The 21,539-nt window shown below is 58.5% G+C and carries 20 protein-coding genes; 12 read left to right on the top strand and 8 right to left on the bottom strand.

The features are described 5' to 3' along the window. Window positions 1-21 precede the first annotated feature (21 nt). From AO068_RS17580 to dksA, 4 genes are all read right to left on the bottom strand, one after another. Window positions 22-2,976, bottom strand: a complete 2,955-nt coding sequence (locus AO068_RS17580; RefSeq protein ID WP_122265291.1) for a sensor histidine kinase — start codon at window positions 2,974-2,976, stop codon at window positions 22-24. Continuing rightward, window positions 2,960-3,136, bottom strand: coding sequence for a hypothetical protein (locus tag AO068_RS17575; protein WP_002552060.1), 177 nt, complete (start codon window positions 3,134-3,136; stop codon window positions 2,960-2,962). The genes AO068_RS17580 and AO068_RS17575 overlap by 17 nt, the downstream gene beginning before the upstream one ends. A gap of 98 nt (window positions 3,137-3,234) precedes the next feature. Continuing rightward, window positions 3,235-4,122, bottom strand: coding sequence for a tRNA glutamyl-Q(34) synthetase GluQRS (gluQRS, locus tag AO068_RS17570; protein ID WP_058409017.1), 888 nt, complete (start codon window positions 4,120-4,122; stop codon window positions 3,235-3,237). 646 nt (window positions 4,123-4,768) lie between these two features. Further along, complete coding sequence (dksA, locus tag AO068_RS17565; protein ID WP_002552063.1) at window positions 4,769-5,209, bottom strand: RNA polymerase-binding protein DksA; 441 nt, start codon at window positions 5,207-5,209, stop codon at window positions 4,769-4,771. Window positions 5,210-5,559: 350 nt separating this feature from the next. Here dksA and AO068_RS17560 point away from each other — a divergent pair, with 350 nt between their 5' ends. Continuing rightward, the gene (locus AO068_RS17560) at window positions 5,560-6,732 is read left to right on the top strand and encodes a pyridoxal phosphate-dependent aminotransferase (protein ID WP_058408994.1); all 1,173 of its coding nucleotides are present in this window, start codon (window positions 5,560-5,562) and stop codon (window positions 6,730-6,732) included. Next, window positions 6,732-7,445 carry a DNA/RNA nuclease SfsA gene (gene sfsA / locus AO068_RS17555; RefSeq protein WP_058408993.1) on the top strand — a complete coding sequence of 238 codons (714 nt, stop codon included), beginning with the start codon at window positions 6,732-6,734 and terminating at the stop codon, window positions 7,443-7,445. The genes AO068_RS17560 and sfsA overlap by 1 nt, the downstream gene beginning before the upstream one ends. 20 nt (window positions 7,446-7,465) lie before the next feature. Here sfsA and AO068_RS17550 read toward each other — a convergent pair whose 3' ends face one another. Further along, complete coding sequence (locus AO068_RS17550; protein ID WP_080394953.1) at window positions 7,466-7,804, bottom strand: Rieske (2Fe-2S) protein; 339 nt, start codon at window positions 7,802-7,804, stop codon at window positions 7,466-7,468. Between the two features lie 214 nt (window positions 7,805-8,018). On the opposite strand from AO068_RS17550, the gene deoC reads away from it, so the two are divergent. Continuing rightward, window positions 8,019-8,798 carry a deoxyribose-phosphate aldolase gene (gene deoC / locus AO068_RS17545; RefSeq protein ID WP_058408992.1) on the top strand — a complete coding sequence of 260 codons (780 nt, stop codon included), beginning with the start codon at window positions 8,019-8,021 and terminating at the stop codon, window positions 8,796-8,798. Between the two features lie 354 nt (window positions 8,799-9,152). Here the strand turns inward: deoC and AO068_RS17540 are convergent, their stop codons facing one another. Both AO068_RS17540 and AO068_RS17535 read right to left on the bottom strand, forming a co-directional pair. Beyond that, entirely contained in the window at window positions 9,153-9,497 is a 345-nt protein-coding gene (locus AO068_RS17540; RefSeq protein WP_002552068.1) for a pentapeptide repeat-containing protein, read from the bottom strand. Between the two features lie 101 nt (window positions 9,498-9,598). Beyond that, on the bottom strand, window positions 9,599-11,137 hold the full coding sequence (locus tag AO068_RS17535) for a bifunctional aminoglycoside phosphotransferase/ATP-binding protein (RefSeq protein ID WP_058400373.1): 1,539 nt from the start codon (window positions 11,135-11,137) through the stop codon (window positions 9,599-9,601). A gap of 130 nt (window positions 11,138-11,267) precedes the next feature. On the opposite strand from AO068_RS17535, the gene mrcB reads away from it, so the two are divergent. Genes mrcB through AO068_RS17520 form a run of 3 tightly spaced genes read left to right on the top strand, consistent with a single transcriptional unit; the run spans window position 11,268 to window position 14,676 of the window. After that, complete coding sequence (mrcB, locus tag AO068_RS17530; RefSeq protein ID WP_058400374.1) at window positions 11,268-13,589, top strand: penicillin-binding protein 1B; 2,322 nt, start codon at window positions 11,268-11,270, stop codon at window positions 13,587-13,589. A 17-nt stretch (window positions 13,590-13,606) separates the two neighbouring features. Further along, entirely contained in the window at window positions 13,607-14,347 is a 741-nt protein-coding gene (locus tag AO068_RS17525; RefSeq protein ID WP_161936596.1) for a tetratricopeptide repeat protein, read from the top strand. After that, window positions 14,347-14,676, top strand: coding sequence for a YqcC family protein (locus AO068_RS17520; RefSeq protein ID WP_058400376.1), 330 nt, complete (start codon window positions 14,347-14,349; stop codon window positions 14,674-14,676). Before AO068_RS17525 ends, AO068_RS17520 begins: the two co-directional genes overlap by 1 nt. 9 nt (window positions 14,677-14,685) lie before the next feature. Here AO068_RS17520 and AO068_RS17515 read toward each other — a convergent pair whose 3' ends face one another. Continuing rightward, window positions 14,686-15,102, bottom strand: a complete 417-nt coding sequence (locus AO068_RS17515) for a DUF4124 domain-containing protein (RefSeq protein ID WP_058400377.1) — start codon at window positions 15,100-15,102, stop codon at window positions 14,686-14,688. A gap of 397 nt (window positions 15,103-15,499) precedes the next feature. Here AO068_RS17515 and AO068_RS17510 point away from each other — a divergent pair, with 397 nt between their 5' ends. The 6 genes from AO068_RS17510 (at window position 15,500) to msrQ (ending at window position 21,487) form a co-directional block, all read left to right on the top strand. Then, window positions 15,500-17,224, top strand: coding sequence for an acetolactate synthase 3 large subunit (locus AO068_RS17510; protein WP_058409015.1), 1,725 nt, complete (start codon window positions 15,500-15,502; stop codon window positions 17,222-17,224). A gap of 2 nt (window positions 17,225-17,226) precedes the next feature. Continuing rightward, complete coding sequence (gene ilvN / locus AO068_RS17505) at window positions 17,227-17,718, top strand: acetolactate synthase small subunit (RefSeq protein ID WP_002552075.1); 492 nt, start codon at window positions 17,227-17,229, stop codon at window positions 17,716-17,718. Between the two features lie 47 nt (window positions 17,719-17,765). Further along, a complete protein-coding gene (ilvC, locus tag AO068_RS17500) occupies window positions 17,766-18,782 on the top strand; it encodes a ketol-acid reductoisomerase (RefSeq protein WP_002552076.1) in 1,017 nt (338 codons plus the stop codon). 144 nt (window positions 18,783-18,926) lie between these two features. Then, the gene (pssA, locus tag AO068_RS17495) at window positions 18,927-19,778 is read left to right on the top strand and encodes a CDP-diacylglycerol--serine O-phosphatidyltransferase (RefSeq protein WP_019741330.1); all 852 of its coding nucleotides are present in this window, start codon (window positions 18,927-18,929) and stop codon (window positions 19,776-19,778) included. Between the two features lie 63 nt (window positions 19,779-19,841). Further along, window positions 19,842-20,855 carry a protein-methionine-sulfoxide reductase catalytic subunit MsrP gene (msrP, locus tag AO068_RS17490; RefSeq protein WP_058408990.1) on the top strand — a complete coding sequence of 338 codons (1,014 nt, stop codon included), beginning with the start codon at window positions 19,842-19,844 and terminating at the stop codon, window positions 20,853-20,855. Further along, window positions 20,855-21,487: a protein-methionine-sulfoxide reductase heme-binding subunit MsrQ gene (gene msrQ, locus AO068_RS17485; RefSeq protein WP_058408989.1), complete on the top strand. Its 633-nt coding sequence runs from the start codon at window positions 20,855-20,857 to the stop codon at window positions 21,485-21,487. The genes msrP and msrQ overlap by 1 nt, the downstream gene beginning before the upstream one ends. Window positions 21,488-21,539 lie beyond the last annotated feature (52 nt).

Raw genomic sequence — 21,539 nt, 5'->3', positions numbered from 1 at the left:
GATTCAGTTCTCTCGACGGTCTCAGTTCACGGTGGACGTCGCGTCGACATGACGTGGCAAGGTCACCCGAATACGGGTTCCACGCTGCTGCTCGGGATCGGCCGGGCTGTCGATAGTGATTTGTCCATAATGCTCTTCAACGATGGAATAGACCAGCGCGAGGCCAAGTCCGGTTCCTTCGCCAGGCTCCTTGGTAGTGAAGAACGGCTCGAACAATCGGTCCATGATTACCTTTGAAATCCCACTGCCTTCGTCTTCGACGATCAGGTCCACCGTGTGCTCGGATACTTCGCTTCTGACCCTGACCGCACTGCCTGCCGGGGACGCATCGCGGGCATTGGAGAGCAGGTTGATCAGCACTTGTGCCAAGCGCTGCGGGTCGCCGACAGCCCAATGTTCGGGGTTGCACAGGTTATAGAAGTGTACTTCGAAATTGCGCCGGTTCAGTGCCAGCAGACCAATAGCATCCTGAGCCACCACAGCCAGACAAACAGCCTCGTCGCTATGCTGATGAGCCCCCGCGTGGGCAAAGCTCATCAATGACTGGACAATGCGCGATACACGTTTGGTCTGTTCAAGTATCTGACTGCTGATTTCTTTCAGTTCGCCGTCTTCTTCGCGCTCTTCACGCAGGTTTTGCGCAAGACAGGCAATGCCGGTGATCGGGTTGCCGATCTCATGCGCCACGCCTGCTGCCAGTCGACCAATGCTGGCCAGCCGCTCCGAGTGCACCAGCTTGTCTTCAAGCATCTGCGTGTCGGTCAGGTCCTCGACCAGCACCACCAGACCACTGTTGCCTGGGGCGAGAGGCTCGTTGATGGCAGCCTTATGCAGGTTGAGCCAGCGGGTCTGGCCGTCCAGGCCGAGTTTCTGCTTGTGCAGATGCTCATCGGGCAGGCTGGTAAAGCCGGTCAGCAGGCTTTTCCAGGGTTCGGCGATGGTTTCCAGCCGCGAACCGACCACGCGCTGGGCGACGATACCAGTCAGCTCTTCCATCGCCCTGTTCCACATCAGGATCTCCTGATCTTCGGCCAGCGAGCACACACCCATCGGCAGTTCCTGCAGGGTCTGGCGATGGTAGCGGCGCAGCGCGTCGAGTTCGGCGGCAAGGCCGGTCAGGCGCGAGTGGTAGTCCTCAAGACGGCTTTCAATGAAATGTATGTCTTCGGTGACATATTTTTCGCTGCCCGATTTGTACGGCAGGAAGGTTTCCACCATGTCCTGGGCGACACTTGGCCCCATCAACCCGGACAGGTTGGCCTCGATCCGGTCGCGCAGGCGGCGCAGGGCATAAGGACGGCGCTCGTCGAATGGCAGGTACAGATCGCGCAACGCCTGTTCGACTTCCTTCTGTGCGGCTTTCGCGCCCAGCGGCTTGGCCAGTTGGGTGGCGAATTCCTGGGGCGACACGGCATGCAGTTCACGGCGTTGCGGGCGGCGCACGTTATCGACCGCGCAGGCCTCGGCGGCACCGACTTCTTCAGGGCTGGCATTGGTGAACAGGGAGATCAGGGTGAACAACAACACGTTGGCCGCGAGGGACGCGATAGCTGCCATGTGCCAGCTGGTGTCGTCCAGCACGTAGATCATGTTCAGCCAGGGAATATAGAAGCCCTGCAGGTTGCCGATCAGCGGCAGCAGCATGCTGACTGCCCAGACCGCAATGCCGGCCAGCAGGCCTGCGATGAAGCCGCGCCGGTTGGCGGTCGGCCAGTACAACACCGACAGCACGCCCGGCAGGAATTGCAGGGTCGCAACGAAGGCGACGATGCCCAGATTGGCCAGGTCCTGCTGGGCACCCAGCAGCAGGTAGAAGCCGTAACCCAGGGCGATGATCGCCACGATCAGCCCGCGTCGCGTCCACTTCAGCCAGCGGTAGATGTTGCCCTCGGCTGGCGGCTGATAAAGCGGCAGCACCAGATGGTTGAGGGCCATGCCGGACAGCGCCAGCGTAGTCACGATAATCAGCCCGCTGGCCGCCGACAGCCCGCCGATATAGGCGAGCAGGGCCAACGACTTGCTGTTGGCCGCGATGCCGATCCCGAGGGTGAAATATTCCGGGCTGGTCGTGGCCCCGAGCTTGAGCCCGGCCCAGAGAATCAGCGGGACGGCGAGGCTGATCAACAGCAGAAATAGTGGCAGCCCCCAACTGGCGCTGACCAGCGAGCGCGGGTTGAGGTTTTCAGTGAAGGTCATGTGATACATGTGCGGCATGACAATCGCCGAGGCGAAGAACACCAGCAGCAGGGTGCGCCAGGGGCCTTCCTGCAACGGCGTATGCAGCGAGGCGAGGGCAGTCTGGTTTTGCAACAGCCACAGTTCCAGCTGTTGCGGGCCGTCGAATACGCCATACAAGGCGTACAGCCCGACACCGCCCAGTGCAATCAGCTTGATCAGCGATTCGAAGGCGATGGCGAATACCAGCCCTTCGTGCTTCTCACGGGTTGCGATGTGTCGCGAGCCAAAGAAAATAGTGAACAGGGTGATCAGCGCGCAAAACGCCACGGCCACCCGATCCTGCACCGGTTCGCGAGTCAGAATGCCGATGGAGTCGGCCACTGCCTGAATCTGCAAGGCCAGCAACGGCAGTACGCCGATCAACATGAATACGGTGGTCAGCGCACCAGCCCAGGTGCTGCGAAAGCGGAAGGCAAACAAATCGGCCAGCGATGAAAGCTGGTAGGTGCGGGTGATTCTGAGGATCGGGTAGAGCAGCACTGGCGCAAGCAGGAATGCACCGGAAACCCCCAGGTAGCTGGACAGAAAACCGTAGCCATACTGATAGGCCAGGCCGACCGTGCCATAAAACGCCCAGGCGCTGGCGTACACGCCCAGTGACAGGGTGTAGGTCAATGGATGACGGATGATCCAGCGCGGAATAAGGCCGTGCTCGCTGACCCAGGCTACGCCGAACAGCACCAGCAGGTAGGCGGCGCTGACCATCAGCATCTGCGTCAGACTAAAGCTCATCGGCATCTCGCTGGCTCTGCAGAATGAACGTCACCACGATCAGGATCAGCCACAGCATGTAGGGGCGATACCAGGCACCGGTCGCATCGATCCACCAGTCCATGATGGCCGGAGAGAACAGATAGATGCCGACCACCAGAAGCAAAACCAACCGGTATATGTACATCTGGTCTCCCTGTGCTGGTAGATGAGGAGCGGCATGTTAACGGATGCCGGATAACCTGCAAGCATCCTTGCGTCGCAGTTTGCGGCGACCGCTCTGGATCAGTCTATCCGGGCTTCTTCAATATTGCGTAGTCTGGGGATCAGGTCGGCGTTCCAGTGGCGAATTCCCCAGGCAAGCACTTCCTGCGCGGTGCCATCGGTCATGTGCGTATCGAGTGGTTGCCCCAGTGCCCGCAATGCCCGAATCAGCAGAGGGGTGGCCTGTTCGGCCGGCAACGGTGGCGAGCGATAGGATTTGCCAAGCTTGTGGCCATCCGGCTGGGTGATCAGCGGCACATGCAGGTAGCGTGGCTGGGGCAAGCCCAGCAGTTCCTGCAAGTACAACTGGCGGGGCGTCGAGTCCAGCAGGTCGGCACCGCGCACGATATCGGTCACGCCTTGCCAGGCGTCATCGATTATCACGGCGAGCTGATAGGCATACAGGCCGTCGCGCCTGCGGATCACGAAGTCACCGCTTTCGCGTCCCAGGTGCATTTTGAATGTGCCCTGCACACGGTCTTCGAAGCGATATTCAAGCTCCGGGACCCGGATGCGGATTGCGGCGTTTTCCGGAGAATGTCCTGCATTGCGGCAGAAACCCGGATAGACACCCTGAAAGTCTTCAAGCTGTTTGCGCGAGCAGGTGCAGGCGTAAGCCAGGCCATGATTGAACCAGCGCTGGAGGATTTCGGCGTAGGCATCATGGCGCTCGCTCTGCCGAGCCATCTCGCCATCCCATTCAAAGCCGTAGCGCTCAAGGGTTTCAAGAATCGCGGCTTGCGCGCCGGCCACCTCGCGCGGCGGGTCGAGGTCTTCCATGCGTAACAGCCACTGGCCGTCCACTGCACGAGCGTCCAGATAGGACGCCAGTGCTGCGACCAGCGAACCAAAATGCAGATAACCACTGGGAGTCGGCGCAAAGCGCCCGATATAGGCCGGTTTTTTCATGGGCGGGATGTTACGGGTGGCTGGCTTGAGTGGGCAAGCGAAACGCGGTTGGTCTTCACGCGGGCTCTCGTGACGATGTTCACTCTGTGCCACGTTGCTCGTTCAAGACCGGACGCAGAGCGTCCAGAACGGCATGCGACGCGGAGCGTCGCANCTACACGCAGCCGCTGCCAACGCAAAGCTTTTCGTTCGCGATAGCACTGGCGACGCAAATTGCGACGTTAGTGACAGGGCGAAGGAACCCGACGAAGTCGGGCCGGAAACAGGAGCGAGGGGATTTGCCTACTTTGGCCCCATCAAAGTAGGTCGCCGAGGGGCGAAAAGGGGACTTGAGCAGAATCCAACCCACCTGACATCACAGAACTGCCATGTGACGCAGAGCGTCCAGAACAGCATGCGACGCGGAGCGTCGCACGATAGTTGAGATTATCGTTCCTCACGCTCCAGCGTAGGAATGCCTTGGGCGACGCTCCGCGTCACAGATTTGTGCCGCATCGCAAATTCAAGATCGGACGCAAATCCAGAACGACGAACCGAAGTGAAGCGTCGGCACGCTAGGCAACGCGCGCACTGGCACTAGGGGCGCGATTCGAGCAGGCACAAAAAAAGACGCCGAAGCGTCTTTTCAGTCAAAGGCGGCCCCAGGTCATTTACCGACCTGTTTTTCCTTGATTTCTGCAAGTGTCTTGCAGTCGACGCACTGGTCGGCAGTCGGGCGCGCTTCAAGACGGCGAATGCCGATCTCTACGCCGCACGATTCACACCAGCCGTATTCTTCGTCCTTGATCAGTTGCAGTGTCTTGTCGATCTTCTTGATCAGCTTGCGTTCGCGGTCACGGGCACGAAGTTCGAGGCTGAACTCTTCTTCCTGACTGGCACGGTCGGCCGGGTCGGGAAAGTTGGCTGCTTCGTCCTTCATGTGGTCTACCGTTCGGTCGACCTCTTGCATCAAGTCCTGCTTCCACTTGTTCAGGATCTTGGTGAAGTGCGCGCGCATGGGCTCGCTCATGTACTCCTCACCCTTTGTTTCCGGGTAGGGTGCAAAGCCGCCGATTAGATGGCTGTGTTGCTTTTCTGGGGTGGGCATGTCTGGACCGCCTCTCACTCTTCTAATCTATTGCGCAGGATTGTTCCATCACCGACACCCGTCGGCCCTGCAGCTGCAAGCGGGCGAACTTACCAGATCAAATCGGAGTGCGCTACTCCCGGTTGTCGAGCATGACGACGCCGTCCGCTTACAGAGATGGCTATTTCACATCTGCCCTTCAGTTAAATGAACTCTAGTCGATGCGCACCGTCGTAGCTTTCTTTTATTCAGCGTTTGATGAACGGGTTTTTCAGCCCGTTAACGCACCGTAGAGCGGTCGGTTCGGTAGAATCATGCCGCGTCGTCATGACAATCATGTTTTTAATACCCGCACCCATAAAGGAATATCCATGACCCAGCCTTACAGTGCACGTAGTCGCGCCATCGAACCTTTTCATGTGATGGCGCTGCTGGCGCGTGCCAATGAACTGCAGGCAGCGGGTCATGACGTTATTCACCTTGAAATCGGTGAGCCCGATTTTACGACTGCGCAGCCCATCATCAAGGCTGGCCAGGCTGCACTGGCAGACGGCAAGACCCGCTACACCGCCGCTCGCGGCCTTCCGCAACTGCGCGAAGCCATTTCCGGATTTTACGCCCGACGCTACGGCGTTGATATTGATCCCCAGCGCATTCTGATCACTCCGGGCGGTTCGGGCGCGTTGTTGCTTGCCAGCAGCCTGTTGGTCGATCCGGGCAAGCATTGGTTGCTCGCCGACCCTGGTTACCCTTGCAATCGACACTTCCTGCGTTTGATCGAGGGTGAGGCGCAACTGGTGCCGGTCGGTCCGCAAGAACGCTATCAACTGAATCCCGAACTGGTGGCGGCTCACTGGAACCAGAACAGTGTCGGCGCGCTGGTAGCATCACCTGCCAATCCTACTGGCACGCTGTTGAATCGCGACGAGCTGGCAGCCTTGTCCCAGGCGCTGAAATCTCGCAACGGCCACCTGGTTGTGGATGAGATCTACCACGGCCTGACCTACGGCGTGGAGGCCAGCAGTGTGCTGGAGGTGGATAACGAAGCGTTTGTCCTCAATAGTTTTTCAAAGTATTTCGGCATGACAGGCTGGCGCCTCGGCTGGCTGGTTGCACCGCAAGACGCCGTGGCCGATCTGGAAAAACTGGCGCAGAACCTCTACATCAGCGCACCAAGCATGGCGCAACATGCCGCGCTTGCCTGCTTTGAGCCTCAGACACTTGAAATATTCGAGCAGCGGCGCGCCGAGTTCGGCCGTCGCCGGGACTTCCTGTTGCCTGCGCTGCGCGAACTGGGTTTCGGTATTGCCGTCGAGCCGGAAGGGGCATTCTATTTGTACGCCGACATCTCGGCGTTTGGCGGCGATGCCTTCGCGTTCTGCAGGCACTTTCTGGAAACCGAGCATGTCGCTTTTACGCCAGGCCTGGACTTTGGTCGCCATCAGGCTGGGCATCATGTGCGCTTTGCCTATACACAGAGCCTGCCGCGCCTTCAGCAGGCAGTCGAGCGAATTGCTCGCGGTTTGCGTAGCTGGGGTGCCTGATGCGCTTTGCTCCGCAGCTTGAACAGGGTCGTCTGCTGGTCCGTTACAAACGCTTTCTGGCTGATATCGAAACCGACAGCGGCGAGCTGTTGACCATTCACTGTCCCAACACCGGTTCGATGCTCAACTGCATGATGCCCGGTGGGCGTGTGTGGTTCAGTCGGTCAAGTGACCCGAAGCGCAAGCTGCCGGGCACTTGGGAAATCAGCGAGACCCCGCAGGGCAGGCTGGCCTGTATCAACACCGGGCGAGCGAATACGCTGGTTGAAGAGGCCCTGCGCGCCGGGGTTATCAGCGAACTTGAAGGGTTTACGGCGCTCAAGCGCGAGGTGGCTTACGGGCAGGAAAAGAGTCGTGTGGACTTTCGCCTGGAATACCCTGATGGCTATCTGTATCTGGAAGTGAAAAGTGTCACGTTGGGTTTCGATGATTCCAGTGTGGCTGCGTTTCCCGATGCGGTTACCCAGCGTGGTGCGCGGCACCTGCGTGAACTGGCCACGCTGGCGCGCGAGGGAGTGCGCGCCGTGTTGTTGTATTGCGTCAACCTCACCGGTATCGACGCTGTGCGGCCAGCAAAGGAGATTGATCCGGCTTATGCGGCTGCGTTGCGCGAAGCCATTGACGCCGGTGTGCAAATTCTTGCCTACGGTGTGCACCTGACGCCGGACGAAATTGTTATTGACCGACGACTGCAGCTGCACTGGCTGGATTGAAGCGTTCTGGGCGTGGCGAGTCAGCCCTCGTCATCCTCCATGGGCAGCGACACCCATATCCCCTCAGCATCTTCACGGCTCTGGATTGCCGTCAATGACTGGCCTTCGCAGGGGCCGGCAACGCATTCGCCATTCTCGATCAGAAACAACGCCCCATGCGTAGCGCACCGGATCAGGCTGGCACTGCTGTCGAGGAATTGATCCGGCTGCCATTCCAGAGCGATACCGCGATGCGGGCAGCGGTTTTGGTAGATGAACACTTCACCCTGACGACGTACTGCCAGCAATGCGTGTTCGCCCAGCTCGAAACCCCTGCTTTGGGCTTCGTGCAAGTGACTTGAGGTGCAAAGGAATTTCAAGAAGCCTCCACAGGCCTGTTTTTTGGGTAGACGCCCGACCTGGGTAGTCTGACAGCTTCTTTGGATTGTCGCGTTGTCGTACGCCGGGCTTGTTACAGGCTGCGTCAGTTTTTTCCTGTCTTCCTGTGGCTTTTTTCTCTGAGCATGGTGCTCACGCCTGCTGGCCTTCAAGCCCGTATATCGTTCTGCCTATGTTTTGCAGAGCGAATACGCCATGAAAGAGATGACAGCAGATGATGAGCGGCTGGCGCGTCAGGTCATAAGGCTGCTTGAGCTGTTTGCCCTCAATGCCGACGACACGGAGCAGCGCATCGTCGGCATTTGTCAGCGCGCATGGACGCCTGTGGGCCAGGTTGCCGCGGTTTGCGTGCAGCCGCGTTTCGTGTGTCTGGCGCGTACCACCCTGGACCGTATGCAGGCGCATGACATCAAGGTTGTCGCCATGGTCAATTTCCCTCACGGCAGCAGCAACATTCAGTCAGTGACCTCGCAAGTTCGCGCCGCGTTGCTGTCCGGCGCGGACGAAATAGATGTCGTGTATCCCTTTCGCGCACTGCTCGGCGGAGATCGGCAGCCCGGCCTTGAGATGATATCGGCGTGCAGCTCATTGTGTGCAGGGCGGGTCAAACTCACTGCGACACTTGAAACCGGCGATCTGCGCGATTCCCAAATGATCCTCAACGCTTGCCGCGATGCGATTGTTTCGGGTACCGACTTTATCAAGACCAGCACAGGCAAATCAGCCACCCACGTTACACCGCAGGCTGCGCGGGTGATGCTCGAGTCTATCGCGGACGTCGGCGGGCAGGTGGGATTGAAGGTTGCTGGAGGGATCCGGACGTTCGACGAGGCACGTTTTTACATGATGCTGGCGCGTGCCCGTTTTGGTCGGCAATGGATGAATGCCGGGCGCGTGCGGTTGGGTGGCTCAAGCTTGCTGGACGATTTGCTGGCCAGACTTGGCCTGTATGAGTCGTATGGCAACGGTTTTTGAGAGGTGGGCAGCTTTTTGAAGGACAAAAAAAGACCCGGCAAAGAGCCGGGTCAAAAACCGTGATTAGCCTGATGAGGAGATAATCTGAAAGTCCGAACCAAGGTCTTTCAGTTACCGTCCAGTCTCGCGACCGGATGTGATAATCATAACGATTCTCATTTGTAAGTCAACAGTTCTTTTGACCCTGTCCATGCTCTTCACCTGACAACTATCCATAGGCCAAAAATGCCTTGCACGGCATAACGGCTGGCTGCGCATGGCCGCGATATTTAGAGGGGGAGAGTTTCAGAAATGAAGCTACACAGCGCCAGCCTGACATGCATTGCGCATGCAGGCTGCGACGGTTTTACAGCTTTAGCGGGTGCGATAGCGCAGGCGCGTACCGAAATTTACCGACATCAGAATCTCGTCAGCCGAGAGCTCGGCGGGGAAGAACACGCCTGAAATCTGTGCGTGAGCGATGCTCGCACCTTCCATCGGCGTGTGCCGCAGGTCCAGGCCGCGAAGGTCGGCAGACCGAAAGTAGGCGTCGGTGAAGTCGATACCGGCGGTGTCCAGTGCCCGCAGGTCCAGCCCTCGAAAGTCACCCCCGGCCATATCAATGGTGCCGGTCCGCGGTTTTTCCTGGTTGAAACCTTCGACATCATCTTTACGCAGCAGCATATAAAGCGGTGAGTCGATCTGTTTGGGCTGGCTCATGATGGCCTCGGACATGTGGTTGCGTTGGAATTATGGCGCCATTATATCGCCATCATTATGGGGCCGTGAAGCATTACCCGCTCAACGGCCATGTACTGGTTTTACAGCCCCGGCAGGCGCTGGCGCAGGTTGTCGATGAGACTGTCCAGCTCACTGCTGATGTGGGTGGCAACCTTCTTGCTGCGCAGCGTTTCCTCTGCGCTGAGCGGTTCGCGATTGGCCTGCTGGGCCTCGATGACTTCCAGGGTTGCGTCGGAAGGATCATTGTTCTGTGCCTGACGCTGGGCAAGCCAGCCAGCGATCACTGCCTGTGGTGCTTCGCAATCAAGGATCAGAAACGGCACGCCGGTGTTTTCGGCGACTTTCGCCGCTGCATCACGCTGCCCGTGCTTGAGGTAGGTGGCATCGATCACCACCGAGAAGCCTGCGCGCAGGGTGATACCGGCAAGTTCGTGCAGGTGTGCATAGGTTGCATCGTTGGCTTGCGCGCCATACATCTCTTCAGCTCGCCCGGCAAACAGACGCTTGCGCTCTATGTCCGAACGCAGGCGAATGGCACCCAGCGATTCCACCAGGCGCATTGCAACATGGCTTTTACCGACGGCTGATACACCGTGGGTGATCGTCAGAAAAGGTGAGGGAATAGCGCTATAGCTTTCGGCCAGATTGGCGTAGTTGCGGTATTGACGAAGCGTCGCTGCGCGCTGGACACCGTCGGCATCGGATGGCTGGCTGAACAGCGCCACCTTGGCACGAACCATCGCCCGATAAGCCTTGTAGAAATTCAGCAGTTCCAGGCCCGCATAGTCGCCGGTGACTTCCAGGTACTGGCTGATCAGGCGCCGGGAGAGGGATTTCAGACCGCGGTCTTCAAGGTCCATTGCGAGGAAGCCGATGTCGGCGTACACGTCGGTCTTGCGGAACGGTTCGTTGAACTCGATGCAGTCAAACAGCACGACCTTGCCGTCAATTACTGTCGCGTTGCCCAGGTGGATGTCGCCGTGGCATTCGCGGATGAATCCATCGGCCTTGCGCTGAGCCAGCAGTGGCTTGAGTCGAGCAAAGCTTGACTCTGCCCACGCCTGCAGGGCGTCGAGCTGTGTCAGGTCGGATTTTTCGCTGATCAGTGGACGAATCTGCTCAAAATTCTGTACCACAGGGGCCATGACGCTGTCAGGCGAGCCCAGTTCGCTTTCGGTTCCGACCTGCGGTGAGGTGAGGTGGAAGCCTGCGATCTGGCGCGCCAGTTCGTCGATATGCGCAGTGGTCACCTCTCCGTTGGCTTGCAGGGTGCTGAGCAAGCCGTCCTGTGAAAATTGCTTCATCTTCAAGGCGTATTCGATGACTTCGCCGTCGCCGCCCAATTGCGGCGCGTCGACTGTGCCGGTGATCGGCAGCACTTCGATGTAGAGGTCGTCGGTCAGGCGCTGATTGAGGCGCAGCTCTTCGTGACAGAAATGCTTACGCAGAGCCAGGGTAGTGAAATCCAGAAAACCGAAGTTCATCGGTTTCTTGAATTTGTAGGCATACGGGCCAGTCAGCAGAACCCACGAAATGTGCGTTTCGATGAGCTGGAAATTTTCCACCGGATGTGGGAAAAGAGCAGGGTTCTGCAGGGCAGCAATCAAAGACTGGCTCACGGGTGATCCTTCAGGAATGTGTTCAAAATGTAAGTAAGCGATGCCGCCATTATGGCCGCTTGGCGCGAGGCTGCAAACCGCAGACTCGGGCGTCTGTCGATCCTTGCTAAAGTGCGTATAATCCGCGCCCATGACTCGATCCCGCACCTCTCGTTCTCCTAAAAAGCAACCTCCTCGCAGCCTGAACAAGTGGCTGGGCTGGGCGTTGAAGCTCGGTATTGTCGGCCTGGTTCTGCTGGGCGGCCTGGCCATTTACCTCGATGCAATCGTTCAGGAGAAGTTCTCCGGCAAGCGCTGGACCATTCCGGCCAAGGTCTATGCACGACCGCTGGAGCTGTTCGTCGGGCAGAAGCTGAGCCGTGACGATTTTCTCATCGAACTCGACGCCTTGGGTTATCGCCGCGAAAGCGTCGCGAATGGCCCCGGCGCTGCGGCGGTGAATGGCAATACCGTCGACCTCAACACGCGTGGCTTCCAGTTCTACGAGGGCACTGATGCGGCGCAGCAGGTGCGCGTGCGCTTTTCCGGCGATTACGTCGCCGACCTGTCGTCGGGCAATGGTGCCAAGCTTGCCGTGGCGCGGCTTGAGCCTTTGCTGATTGGCGGGCTTTACCCGAAGAACCTCGAAGACCGGATCCTGATCAAGCTTGATCAGGCACCGCCGTATCTGCTCGACGGGCTGGTGGCGGTCGAGGACCGCGATTTCTACCACCACTTCGGCGTGTCACCCAAGTCCATTGCCCGGGCTATCTGGGTGAATACTTCGCAAGGACAGATGCGCCAGGGCGGCAGTACGCTGACCCAGCAGTTGGTCAAGAACTTCTACCTGACCAACGAGCGCAGCCTGACCCGTAAGCTCACCGAAGCCATGATGGCGGTCTTACTGGAGATTCATTACAGCAAGCAGGAAATCCTCGAGGCTTACCTCAATGAAGTATTTGTCGGTCAGGACGGTCAGCGTGCAGTGCACGGTTTCGGTCTGGCCAGTCAGTATTTCTTCAGTCAGCCGCTTTCCGAGCTGAAGATTCATCAGGTGGCGATGCTGGTCGGGCTGGTCAAGGGGCCGTCCTTCTACAACCCGCGGCGCAACCCCGAGCGTGCTCTGGAGCGTCGTAATCTGGTGCTCGACCTGTTTGAACAGCAAGGTGTGGCCACCCCCGAAGTGGTGGCCGCCGCGAAGAAAATGCCACTGGGCGTGACCAAAACCGGCACGCTCGCCGATAGCTCGTTCCCGGCTTTTCTGGATCTGGTCAAGCGCCAGTTGCGCGAAGACTACCGCGATGAAGACTTGACCGAAGAAGGGCTGCGGATCTTTACCAGTTTCGATCCGATCCTGCAGATGAAGTCCCAGGCCGCCATGGACGACACGTTCAAAAAGCTCGCCGGGCGCAAGGGTGTGGATGAAGTAGAGGCGGGTATGGTCGTCACCAACCCGGAGACCGGTGAAGTGCAGGCGCTGATTGGCGGTCGCGAGGCCGGGTTCTCGGGCTTCAACCGGGCGATCGATGCAGTGCGTCCGATTGGCTCGCTGGTCAAGCCGGCTATTTACCTGACCGCACTGGAGCGTCCGAGCCAGTACACGCTGACCAGCTGGATTGCCGACGAACTGTTTCAGGTCAAGGGCGCTGATGGCCAGATCTGGAAACCGCAGAACTACGATCACAAGTCGCATGGCAACATCTTTCTGTATCAAGGGCTGGCGCACTCCTACAACCTGTCGACTGCCAAGCTGGGCCTTGAGCTGGGTATTCCGACTGTCTTCAAGACACTGGCCAAGCTGGGTGTAACGCGTGAGTGGCCTGCTTATCCGTCGATGCTGCTGGGCGCGGGCGGCTTGAGCCCGATGGAAGTCGCCACCATGTACCAGACCATCGCCAGTGGCGGGTTCAATACGCCGATGCGCGGTATTCGCAGTGTGCTGACCGCCGAAGGTGAACCGCTCAAGCGTTATCCGTTCAAGATCGAGCAGCGTTTCGATCCGGGTGCCATTTATCTGGTACAGAATGCGATGCAGCGTGTCATGCGCGAAGGGACGGGCAAATCTGTTTACAACGTGTTGCCAAGCTCGCTGAACCTGGCGGGCAAGACTGGCACCAGTAACGACTCGCGCGACAGCTGGTTCGCCGGTTTCAGTCAGGATCTGCTGGCCGTGGTGTGGATGGGCCGTGATGATAACGGCAAGACTCCGTTTACCGGTGCCACTGGTGCCTTGCAGGTCTGGACCAGCTTTATGCGCAAGGCCAATCCGCTGCCGCTGGACATGGCGATGCCGGATAACGTCGTTCAGGCGTGGGTCGATGCGCAGACCGGTCAGGGTTCTGACTCAAGCTGCCCGAATGCAGTGCAGATGCCGTATATTCGCGGCAGTGAGCCCCAGCCCGGCGCGACATGCGGCGGCGCTCCGGCACCTGCCACTGAGGTGATGGACTGGGTCAAGGGTTGGTTGAACTAGGCAATCGAGGTTTTGAAGTGAATAAATGGTGGATTCCCGCTTTAACGGCACTGGCCTTGCTGAACGGCTGCGCCAGTGTGGAACGCGGCTCGATTCCGGTCGTGGATTCGAGCTCCAAGGTGTCCAACGGCGAGCGCGCGGCAGCGTCGCGTAATGGCACTTATCGAACCAACACCGCTCCAGTCCAGCAGCCGCAAGCCGTGCCGCAGGATTCGGGTGTCGTGGTGATGGTGCCGGGCGCTGGTGGTGCTGATGCAGGGCAGAGCTTCTCTGCGCCGGCCAGTCAGGCGCCGTTCAGTGTCAACACGCCGCCTGTCGACGCGGCTCCGGTCAATCAGGCCCCGATCAGCCCGGCTCCGGCGAACAACACTTACAGCATGCCGGCTGCCTCTGCACCGACCGGGATTCCGTCCAGTGGCGGCGGTTTGTCAGAGGACGAGCAGCTTGACGGTCCGGTACTGGCGTTGCTGACCACGGCACAGCAACAGCAAAGCAGTGGCGACCTCAACGGCGCATCCTCAAGCCTTGAGCGTGCGCAGCGTGTTGCCCCGCGTGAGCCTCAGGTGCTTTATCGTCTGGCTCAGGTGCGTCTGGCTCAGGGCGATGCAGCCCAGGCCGAGCAACTGGCTCGTCGCGGTCTGACCTACGCCAACGGGCGTACCAGCCTTCAGGCCAGCCTCTGGGGTCTGATCGCTCAATCTCGCGAAAAGCAGGGTGATGCGGCCGGTGCTGCGCTGGCTCGCCAAAAGGCTCGCTGATGGACGTGCGTTTGCCTGAGGTGGCCGAGCAGTTGCTGTTGATAGAGCGCGAGTTGCGCGCGCTGGGCTGGTGGGATGCGACGCCGCCCAGCGAGCAGGCGCTTGCCAGTCAGGAACCGTTCAGCGTCGATACGCTCGAGTTCGCGCAGTGGCTGCAATGGATCTTCCTGCCGCGCATGAAAGTCATTCTTGAGCGCGACCTGCCGCTGCCCAATGCGTCCGGCATTCTGGAGATGGCCGAGATGGTCTATGCCGGGCGCCTGGGTGAAACCCGGTTGCTGCAACAGCATCTGGCACGGTTCGACCAGTTGATTACGGCCGCTCGCTGAGCCAATCCTCTAGCGACAGAATTCGCTGATGGCTTTCTCGGTTTCTTCGGTACGCGTCTTGCGGTTTTCTTCCGTAAGACGCCTCGATTCTCCTCCAACCTGCTCGCGCACTCGCGGATTGTTCTGCAACTGCGCAAGATTGGTGCGCAGGGTTTCGCAATTTTCCGCGCGTTTCGCTTCCTGAGCTTTCACCTGACTTTTGACTTTCTGCTCAATGGCGCGTTGCTGTGCGGCTCCGTCGTCCGCAGGAGTGCTCGGTGCAGCGGCAGGCGGCGGCTTCTGCACATTGATTTCCTGTACCTGCTGGCCGGTGGGGGGTTGAGCATCAAAATGCGTCACGCCCTGGGCGTCGACCCACTTATAGATTGAGGCGGCCTGGCTGGTTGTGCTGAGGGCCAGTGCGGCTGCGAGAATCATCCAATGCATGTCGTGTCCTTGAGAGTCTGTGCATACAGAAAACTACCATAACGGTGCATTTCAGTCCGAAACGGTGCGATTTCGCCAGTCCGCTGTCAAGAAAGCGCACGGATCACTTGACTTGAAGGGGGGGAATCACAACAATCCAAAGTTCGCTGTAGAAGGACTGCCAGAAGCAGACCCTCTCAGTAGATCATGAGGCGCACACCCGCGCCGACCTGTAACACCCGCAACGCGTTACCTCGCGCTGGGTGGGAATGTTCCGCAACACTCAGGGACCTCCCAATACTTGCTCAGTCAGTGCTGACGTAGTCGGCGACCACCGTCGCTCATGCTCTGCTGGCAGTAAACCTATTAAGACCCGTCCCGGAGTGGGCGGTATTCTGGCGTTTTAGAGGTGAACAACGTGGAGCTTTTATCTGGCGCTGAAATGGTCGTCCGCTTTTTGCGTGACGAAGGCGTTGAGCATATCTATGGGTACCCGGGTGGTGCCCTCCTGCATGTTTACGATGCCCTGTTCAAAGAACCGGCGGTGAGCCATATCCTTGTTCGCCACGAGCAGGCTGCCACGCACATGGCCGACGGCTATGCGCGGGCTACCGGCAAGGCGGGCGTGGTGCTGGTGACGTCCGGCCCGGGTGCAACCAATGCCATTACCGGTATCGCCACGGCGTACATGGACTCCATTCCGATGGTGGTTCTGTCCGGTCAGGTAGCGAGCACGCTGGTGGGTACCGATGCGTTCCAGGAGACCGACATGATCGGTATCTCCCGGCCGATCGTGAAGCACAGCTTCATGATCAAACACCCGGCGGAAATCCCGGAAGTCCTGAAAAAGGCTTTCTACCTGGCGCAGTCCGGTCGTCCGGGCCCTGTCGTGGTCGACATTCCGAAAGACATGACCAACCCGGCCGAGAAGTTCGAATACGTCTTCCCGAAAAAAGCCAAGCTGCGCTCCTACAGCCCTGCGGTTCGTGGTCATTCCGGCCAGATCCGCAAAGCCGTCGAGATGCTGCTGGCGGCCAAGCGTCCTATCGTCTACGCCGGTGGCGGGGTGATCATGGGCAATGCGTCGGCGCAACTGACCGAACTGGCACAACTGCTCAACGCTCCGGTCACCAATACCCTGATGGGTCTTGGCTGCTATCCGGGCACTGACCGCCAGTTCCTCGGCATGCTCGGGATGCATGGCAGCTACACCGCCAACCTTGCGATGCACCACACCGACGTCATTCTGGCTGTAGGCGCGCGCTTTGATGACCGTGTCATCAATGGCGCGAGCAAGTTCTGCCCGAACGCAAAAATCATCCACATCGACATCGACCCGGCTTCGATCTCCAAGACCATCAAGGCCGACGTGCCTATCGTGGGTCCTGTAGAAAGCGTGCTGACCGAAATGGTCGCCACGTTGAAAGAGATCGGCGAGACACCTGACAAGGCATCCGTTGCCGCGTGGTGGAAGCAGATTGACGAGTGGCGCGGTACGGGCGATCTGTTCCCTTACAACCGTGGCGATGGCACGGTCATCAAGCCGCAAGCCGTTATCGAAACGCTGTGCGAGGTCACCAATGGCGACGCTTATGTCACCTCGGACGTTGGCCAGCATCAGATGTTCGCTGCGCAGTACTACCGTTTCAACAAGCCGAACCGCTGGATCAACTCGGGCGGTCTGGGCACGATGGGCTTTGGCTTCCCGGCTGCGATGGGCGTCAAGCTGAGCTTTCCGGATGCGCACGTTGCCTGTGTGACCGGTGAAGGCAGCATCCAGATGAACATCCAGGAGCTGTCGACCTGCCTGCAGTACGGCCTGCCGGTGAAGATCATCCTGCTCAACAACGGTGTTCTGGGTATGGTCCGTCAGTGGCAGGACATGAGCTATGGCTCGCGTCACTCGCATTCCTACATGGAATCGCTGCCTGATTTCGTCAAGCTGGTCGAAGCCTATGGCCACGTCGGCATGCGTATCACTGACCTGAAGGACTTGAAGCCGAAGATGGAAGAAGCTTTTGCCATGACTGATCGTCTGGTGTTCATGGATATTCAGGTCGATGTGACCGAGCACGTCTACCCGATGCAGATCAAGGACGGCTCCATGCGCGATATGTGGTTGAGCAAGACGGAGCGGACATAATCATGCGCCATATCATTTCCCTGCTGCTGGAAAACGAACCGGGTGCATTGTCTCGCGTCGTCGGTCTGTTCTCCCAGCGCAACTACAACATCGAAAGCCTGACGGTTGCGCCGACCGAGGACCCGACCCTGTCGCGTCTGACGCTCACCACCGTAGGCCATGATGAGGTGATCGAGCAGATCACCAAGAACCTCAACAAACTTATCGAAGTGGTCAAGCTGGTCGACCTGTCGGAAAGCGCTCACATCGAACGCGAGCTGATGTTGGTCAAGGTCAAGGCCACTGGCGCGCAGCGTGCCGAGATCAAACGCACCACGGATATCTTCCGCGGGCAGATCGTCGACGTGACCGCCAGCGTTTATACCGTGCAGCTGAGCGGCACGAGCGACAAACTGGACAGCTTCATTCAGGCCATCGGCACCGCCGCTATCCTGGAAACAGTACGCAGTGGCGTAACGGGCATTGCCCGTGGCGACAAAGTGCTGAGCATTTAAATCAATTAAGCAAATGGCCTGAACGGCCAAGATAACAGGGGATTTCCATGAAAGTTTTCTACGACAAAGACTGTGACCTTTCGATCATCCAGGGCAAGAAAGTCGCCATCATCGGTTACGGTTCGCAAGGCCACGCTCAAGCGTGCAACCTGAAAGACTCCGGCGTTGATGTCACTGTTGGCCTGCGTAAAGGTTCGGCTACTGTCGCCAAGGCCGAGGCTCATGGCCTGAAAGTGACTGATGTTGCTTCTGCCGTTGCTGCTGCCGACCTGGTCATGATCCTGACCCCGGACGAGTTCCAGTCCCAGCTGTACAAGAACGAAGTCGAGCCGAACCTGAAAAAGGGCGCAACACTGGCGTTCTCCCACGGTTTCGCGATTCACTACAACCAGGTTGTACCGCGCGCTGACCTCGACGTGATCATGATCGCGCCAAAGGCTCCGGGCCACACCGTACGTACCGAGTTCGTCAAGGGCGGCGGTATTCCTGATCTGATCGCGGTTTATCAGGATGCTTCCGGCAACGCCAAGAACGTTGCCCTGTCCTACGCTTCGGGCGTTGGCGGCGGCCGTACCGGTATCATCGAAACTACCTTCAAGGACGAGACCGAAACCGACCTGTTCGGCGAACAGGCTGTTCTGTGCGGCGGTACTGTCGAGCTGGTAAAAGCTGGTTTCGAAACACTGGTTGAAGCTGGCTACGCGCCGGAAATGGCCTACTTCGAGTGCCTGCACGAACTGAAGCTGATCGTTGACCTCATGTACGAAGGCGGTATCGCCAACATGAACTACTCGATCTCCAACAACGCCGAATACGGCGAGTACGTGACCGGCCCTGAAGTCATCAACGCTGAATCCCGTCAGGCCATGCGCAACGCTCTGAAGCGCATCCAGGATGGTGAGTACGCGAAGATGTTCATCAGCGAAGGCGCTACCGGCTACCCATCGATGACCGCCAAGCGTCGTAACAACGCTGCCCACGGCATCGAAATCATCGGCGAGAAACTGCGCTCGATGATGCCTTGGATCGCTGCGAACAAAATCGTCGACAAAGACAAGAACTAAGCTTTAGCTTCGCAAAAAAACGCGGCCAATCGGTCGCGTTTTTTCGTTATGGGTCAGGCTCTGGTATAAAGCTGCATCGTTTGCCGCCGAACCCTCGCGGCAGACCTCTGTCGAACCTTTTCATACCGCTGCAAGGTAATCTCCATGAGCGAACGTCCCGAGGAGCCCAACAAGGCCTCCGACGCTGAAAGTCTGCTACCTATCGATGAACATGTGGAAGAGGGCCATGACGCCGAAGGCCGGCAGGTCCGGCATCGCGGTATCTATCTGCTGCCCAACCTGTTTACCACCGCGAACCTGTTCGCTGGCTTTTACTCCATCATCAGTTCCATGAGTGCACAAAGCGCGATGAGTGCAGGTGATACCGCTGGTGCGAGCAAGTATTTCGCGTTCGCTGCCATTGCGATCTTCGTCGCCATGGTCCTCGACGGGCTGGATGGTCGCGTTGCGCGCATGACCAATACCCAAAGCGCGTTTGGTGCCGAGTACGACTCCTTGTCCGACATGGTCGCCTTTGGTGTGGCACCCGCGTTGCTGGCATTCGGTTGGGCATTGGGTGACATGGGCAAGGTGGGCTGGATGGTGGCCTTCATCTATGTGGCGGGCGCGGCATTGCGTCTGGCGCGCTTCAACACTCAGGTCGGCAAGGCTGACAAACGCTACTTTATCGGCCTGGCTAGCCCTGCTGCGGCAGGTGTTGTAGCTGGCACGGTCTGGGCGTTCAGTGATTTCGGGATTCAGGGTTCGAAGTTGTCGTTCCTGGTGGCCTTGCTGGTTGCGGCTGCAGGCATGCTGATGGTCAGCAACATCAAGTACAACAGCTTCAAGGAGCTGGACCTGAAAGGGCGTGTACCTTTTGTTGCGATTCTGGCCGTGGTGCTGGTGTTTGCCGTGGTATTCAGCGACCCGCCACGCATTCTGCTGCTGATATTCCTCGCCTACGCACTGTCGGGACCTATTCAGTATCTATTGCGTCGTCATAAAGCCTCTCAATGATCTAATTTCCACCATACTCCGTAGTCTACTGGTGCATCAGTTCCCTTAGGCTGTGGAGTCATTATGCTAATCAAGCTTCCTTCTGCGTCCGACTCCAAAGAGTCGGACGTCACGCCTGAATCCATCTATCTCTCTCGACGTACATTGCTCGGCGGCTCGCTTGCGGGTCTGGCCGTCACGGCGCTGCCGCGCTGGGCAAGCGCTGCAGATGCTTCGCGCTATGCGGATGTAGAGCCCGGGAAAGCGCCGGGGTGGTTCGCCGACAAACTTGCGTCCACTAAATGGCAGGCGGTCAATGTCAAGGATGAGGCGATCACGCCGTTCAAGGACGCCACCCACTACAACAATTTCTACGAGTTTGGTACCGACAAGGGCGATCCGGCAAAAAATGCCGGTTCCTTGCAGACTGAACCGTGGAGCGTCGTGATCGATGGTGAAGTCGGCAAGCCGGGCCGCTATGCGCTGGAAGACTTCATGAAGCCTTACCAGTTGGAGGAGCGGATCTATAGGCTGCGCTGCGTCGAAGCCTGGTCGATGGTCATTCCCTGGATGGGCTTTCCGATCTCTGCACTGCTTAAGCAGGTAGAGCCGACCTCGAAGGCCAAATACATTCGCTTCGAAACGCTTGAAGACCCAAAGTCCATGCCTGGGCAACGCTCTGACTTTGCCCTCATCGACTGGCCGTATGTAGAGGGGCTGCGACTGGATGAAGCGATGAATCCGTTGGCGATCCTTGCGGTGGGCATGTATGGGCGTGAGTTGCCTAATCAGAACGGCGCGCCGCTGCGTTTGGTGGTGCCTTGGAAGTATGGCTTCAAGAGTGTGAAGTCCATCGTGCGTATCAGTCTGGTCAGTGAGCAGCCGAAGACCACATGGCAAAGCATTGCGGCAAATGAGTACGGCTTCTATGCCAACGTTAACCCGACGGTGGATCACCCTCGTTGGACCCAGGCCCGAGAGCGTCGCTTGCCGAGTGGGCTATTCAGTCCGAATCTGCGCGACACGAAAATGTTCAACGGTTATGAGGAGGAGGTGGGTGCCTTGTATGCCGGTATGGATCTGAGGAAGGACTATTGATGCGATACCCGTTCTGGCGTCTGGCTGTATTTCTCGCCGCGTGTGTTGCGCCGGTCTGGTGGCTCTATCAGGCATGGATCTTTGCCCTGGGTCCTGATCCGGGCAAGGTTCTGGTAGAGAACTTCGGGCTGGCGACTCTGGTGATGTTGCTGATCACAATGTCCATGACGCCTTTGCAGCGTCTGACCGGCTGGCCGGGATGGATCGTTGTCCGTCGTCAACTGGGGTTGTGGTGTTTTGCTTATGTAGTGCTGCACATGACGATGTATGCGCTGTTCATCCTCGGGCTGGATTTAGGCCAGTTGGGCGTGGAGCTGGTCAAGCGTCCTTATATCATCGTGGGTGCGTTGGCGTTTCTCGGGCTGTTGGCTTTGGCGGTGACGTCCAATCGCTATAGTCAGCGTCGACTCGGGGCGCGCTGGAAGAAGCTGCACCGGCTTATATACGTGATTCTGGGGCTGGGCTTGCTGCACATGTTCTGGATTGTCAGGGCTGACCTTAAGGAATGGGCACTGTATGCGGGGATAGGTGCGTTCCTGTTGCTGCTGCGGATTCCAGTGATTACAAGGCGAATCCCGCGTCTTGGCGGTTCTGCGGCGGCAGGATCGAAGAAAGTTCAAAATAACGGTTGACGCCCTCTGTGATCTGTCTATAATTCGCCCCACTTCCGGCGCAGACGGAAAC

Origin of the sequence: Pseudomonas sp. ICMP 3272 (genome assembly GCF_001466905.1) — a bacterium.
GTDB classification, from domain to species: Bacteria; Pseudomonadota; Gammaproteobacteria; order Pseudomonadales; family Pseudomonadaceae; genus Aquipseudomonas; species Aquipseudomonas amygdali.
This window is presented reverse-complemented; position numbering and strand designations above follow the sequence as displayed.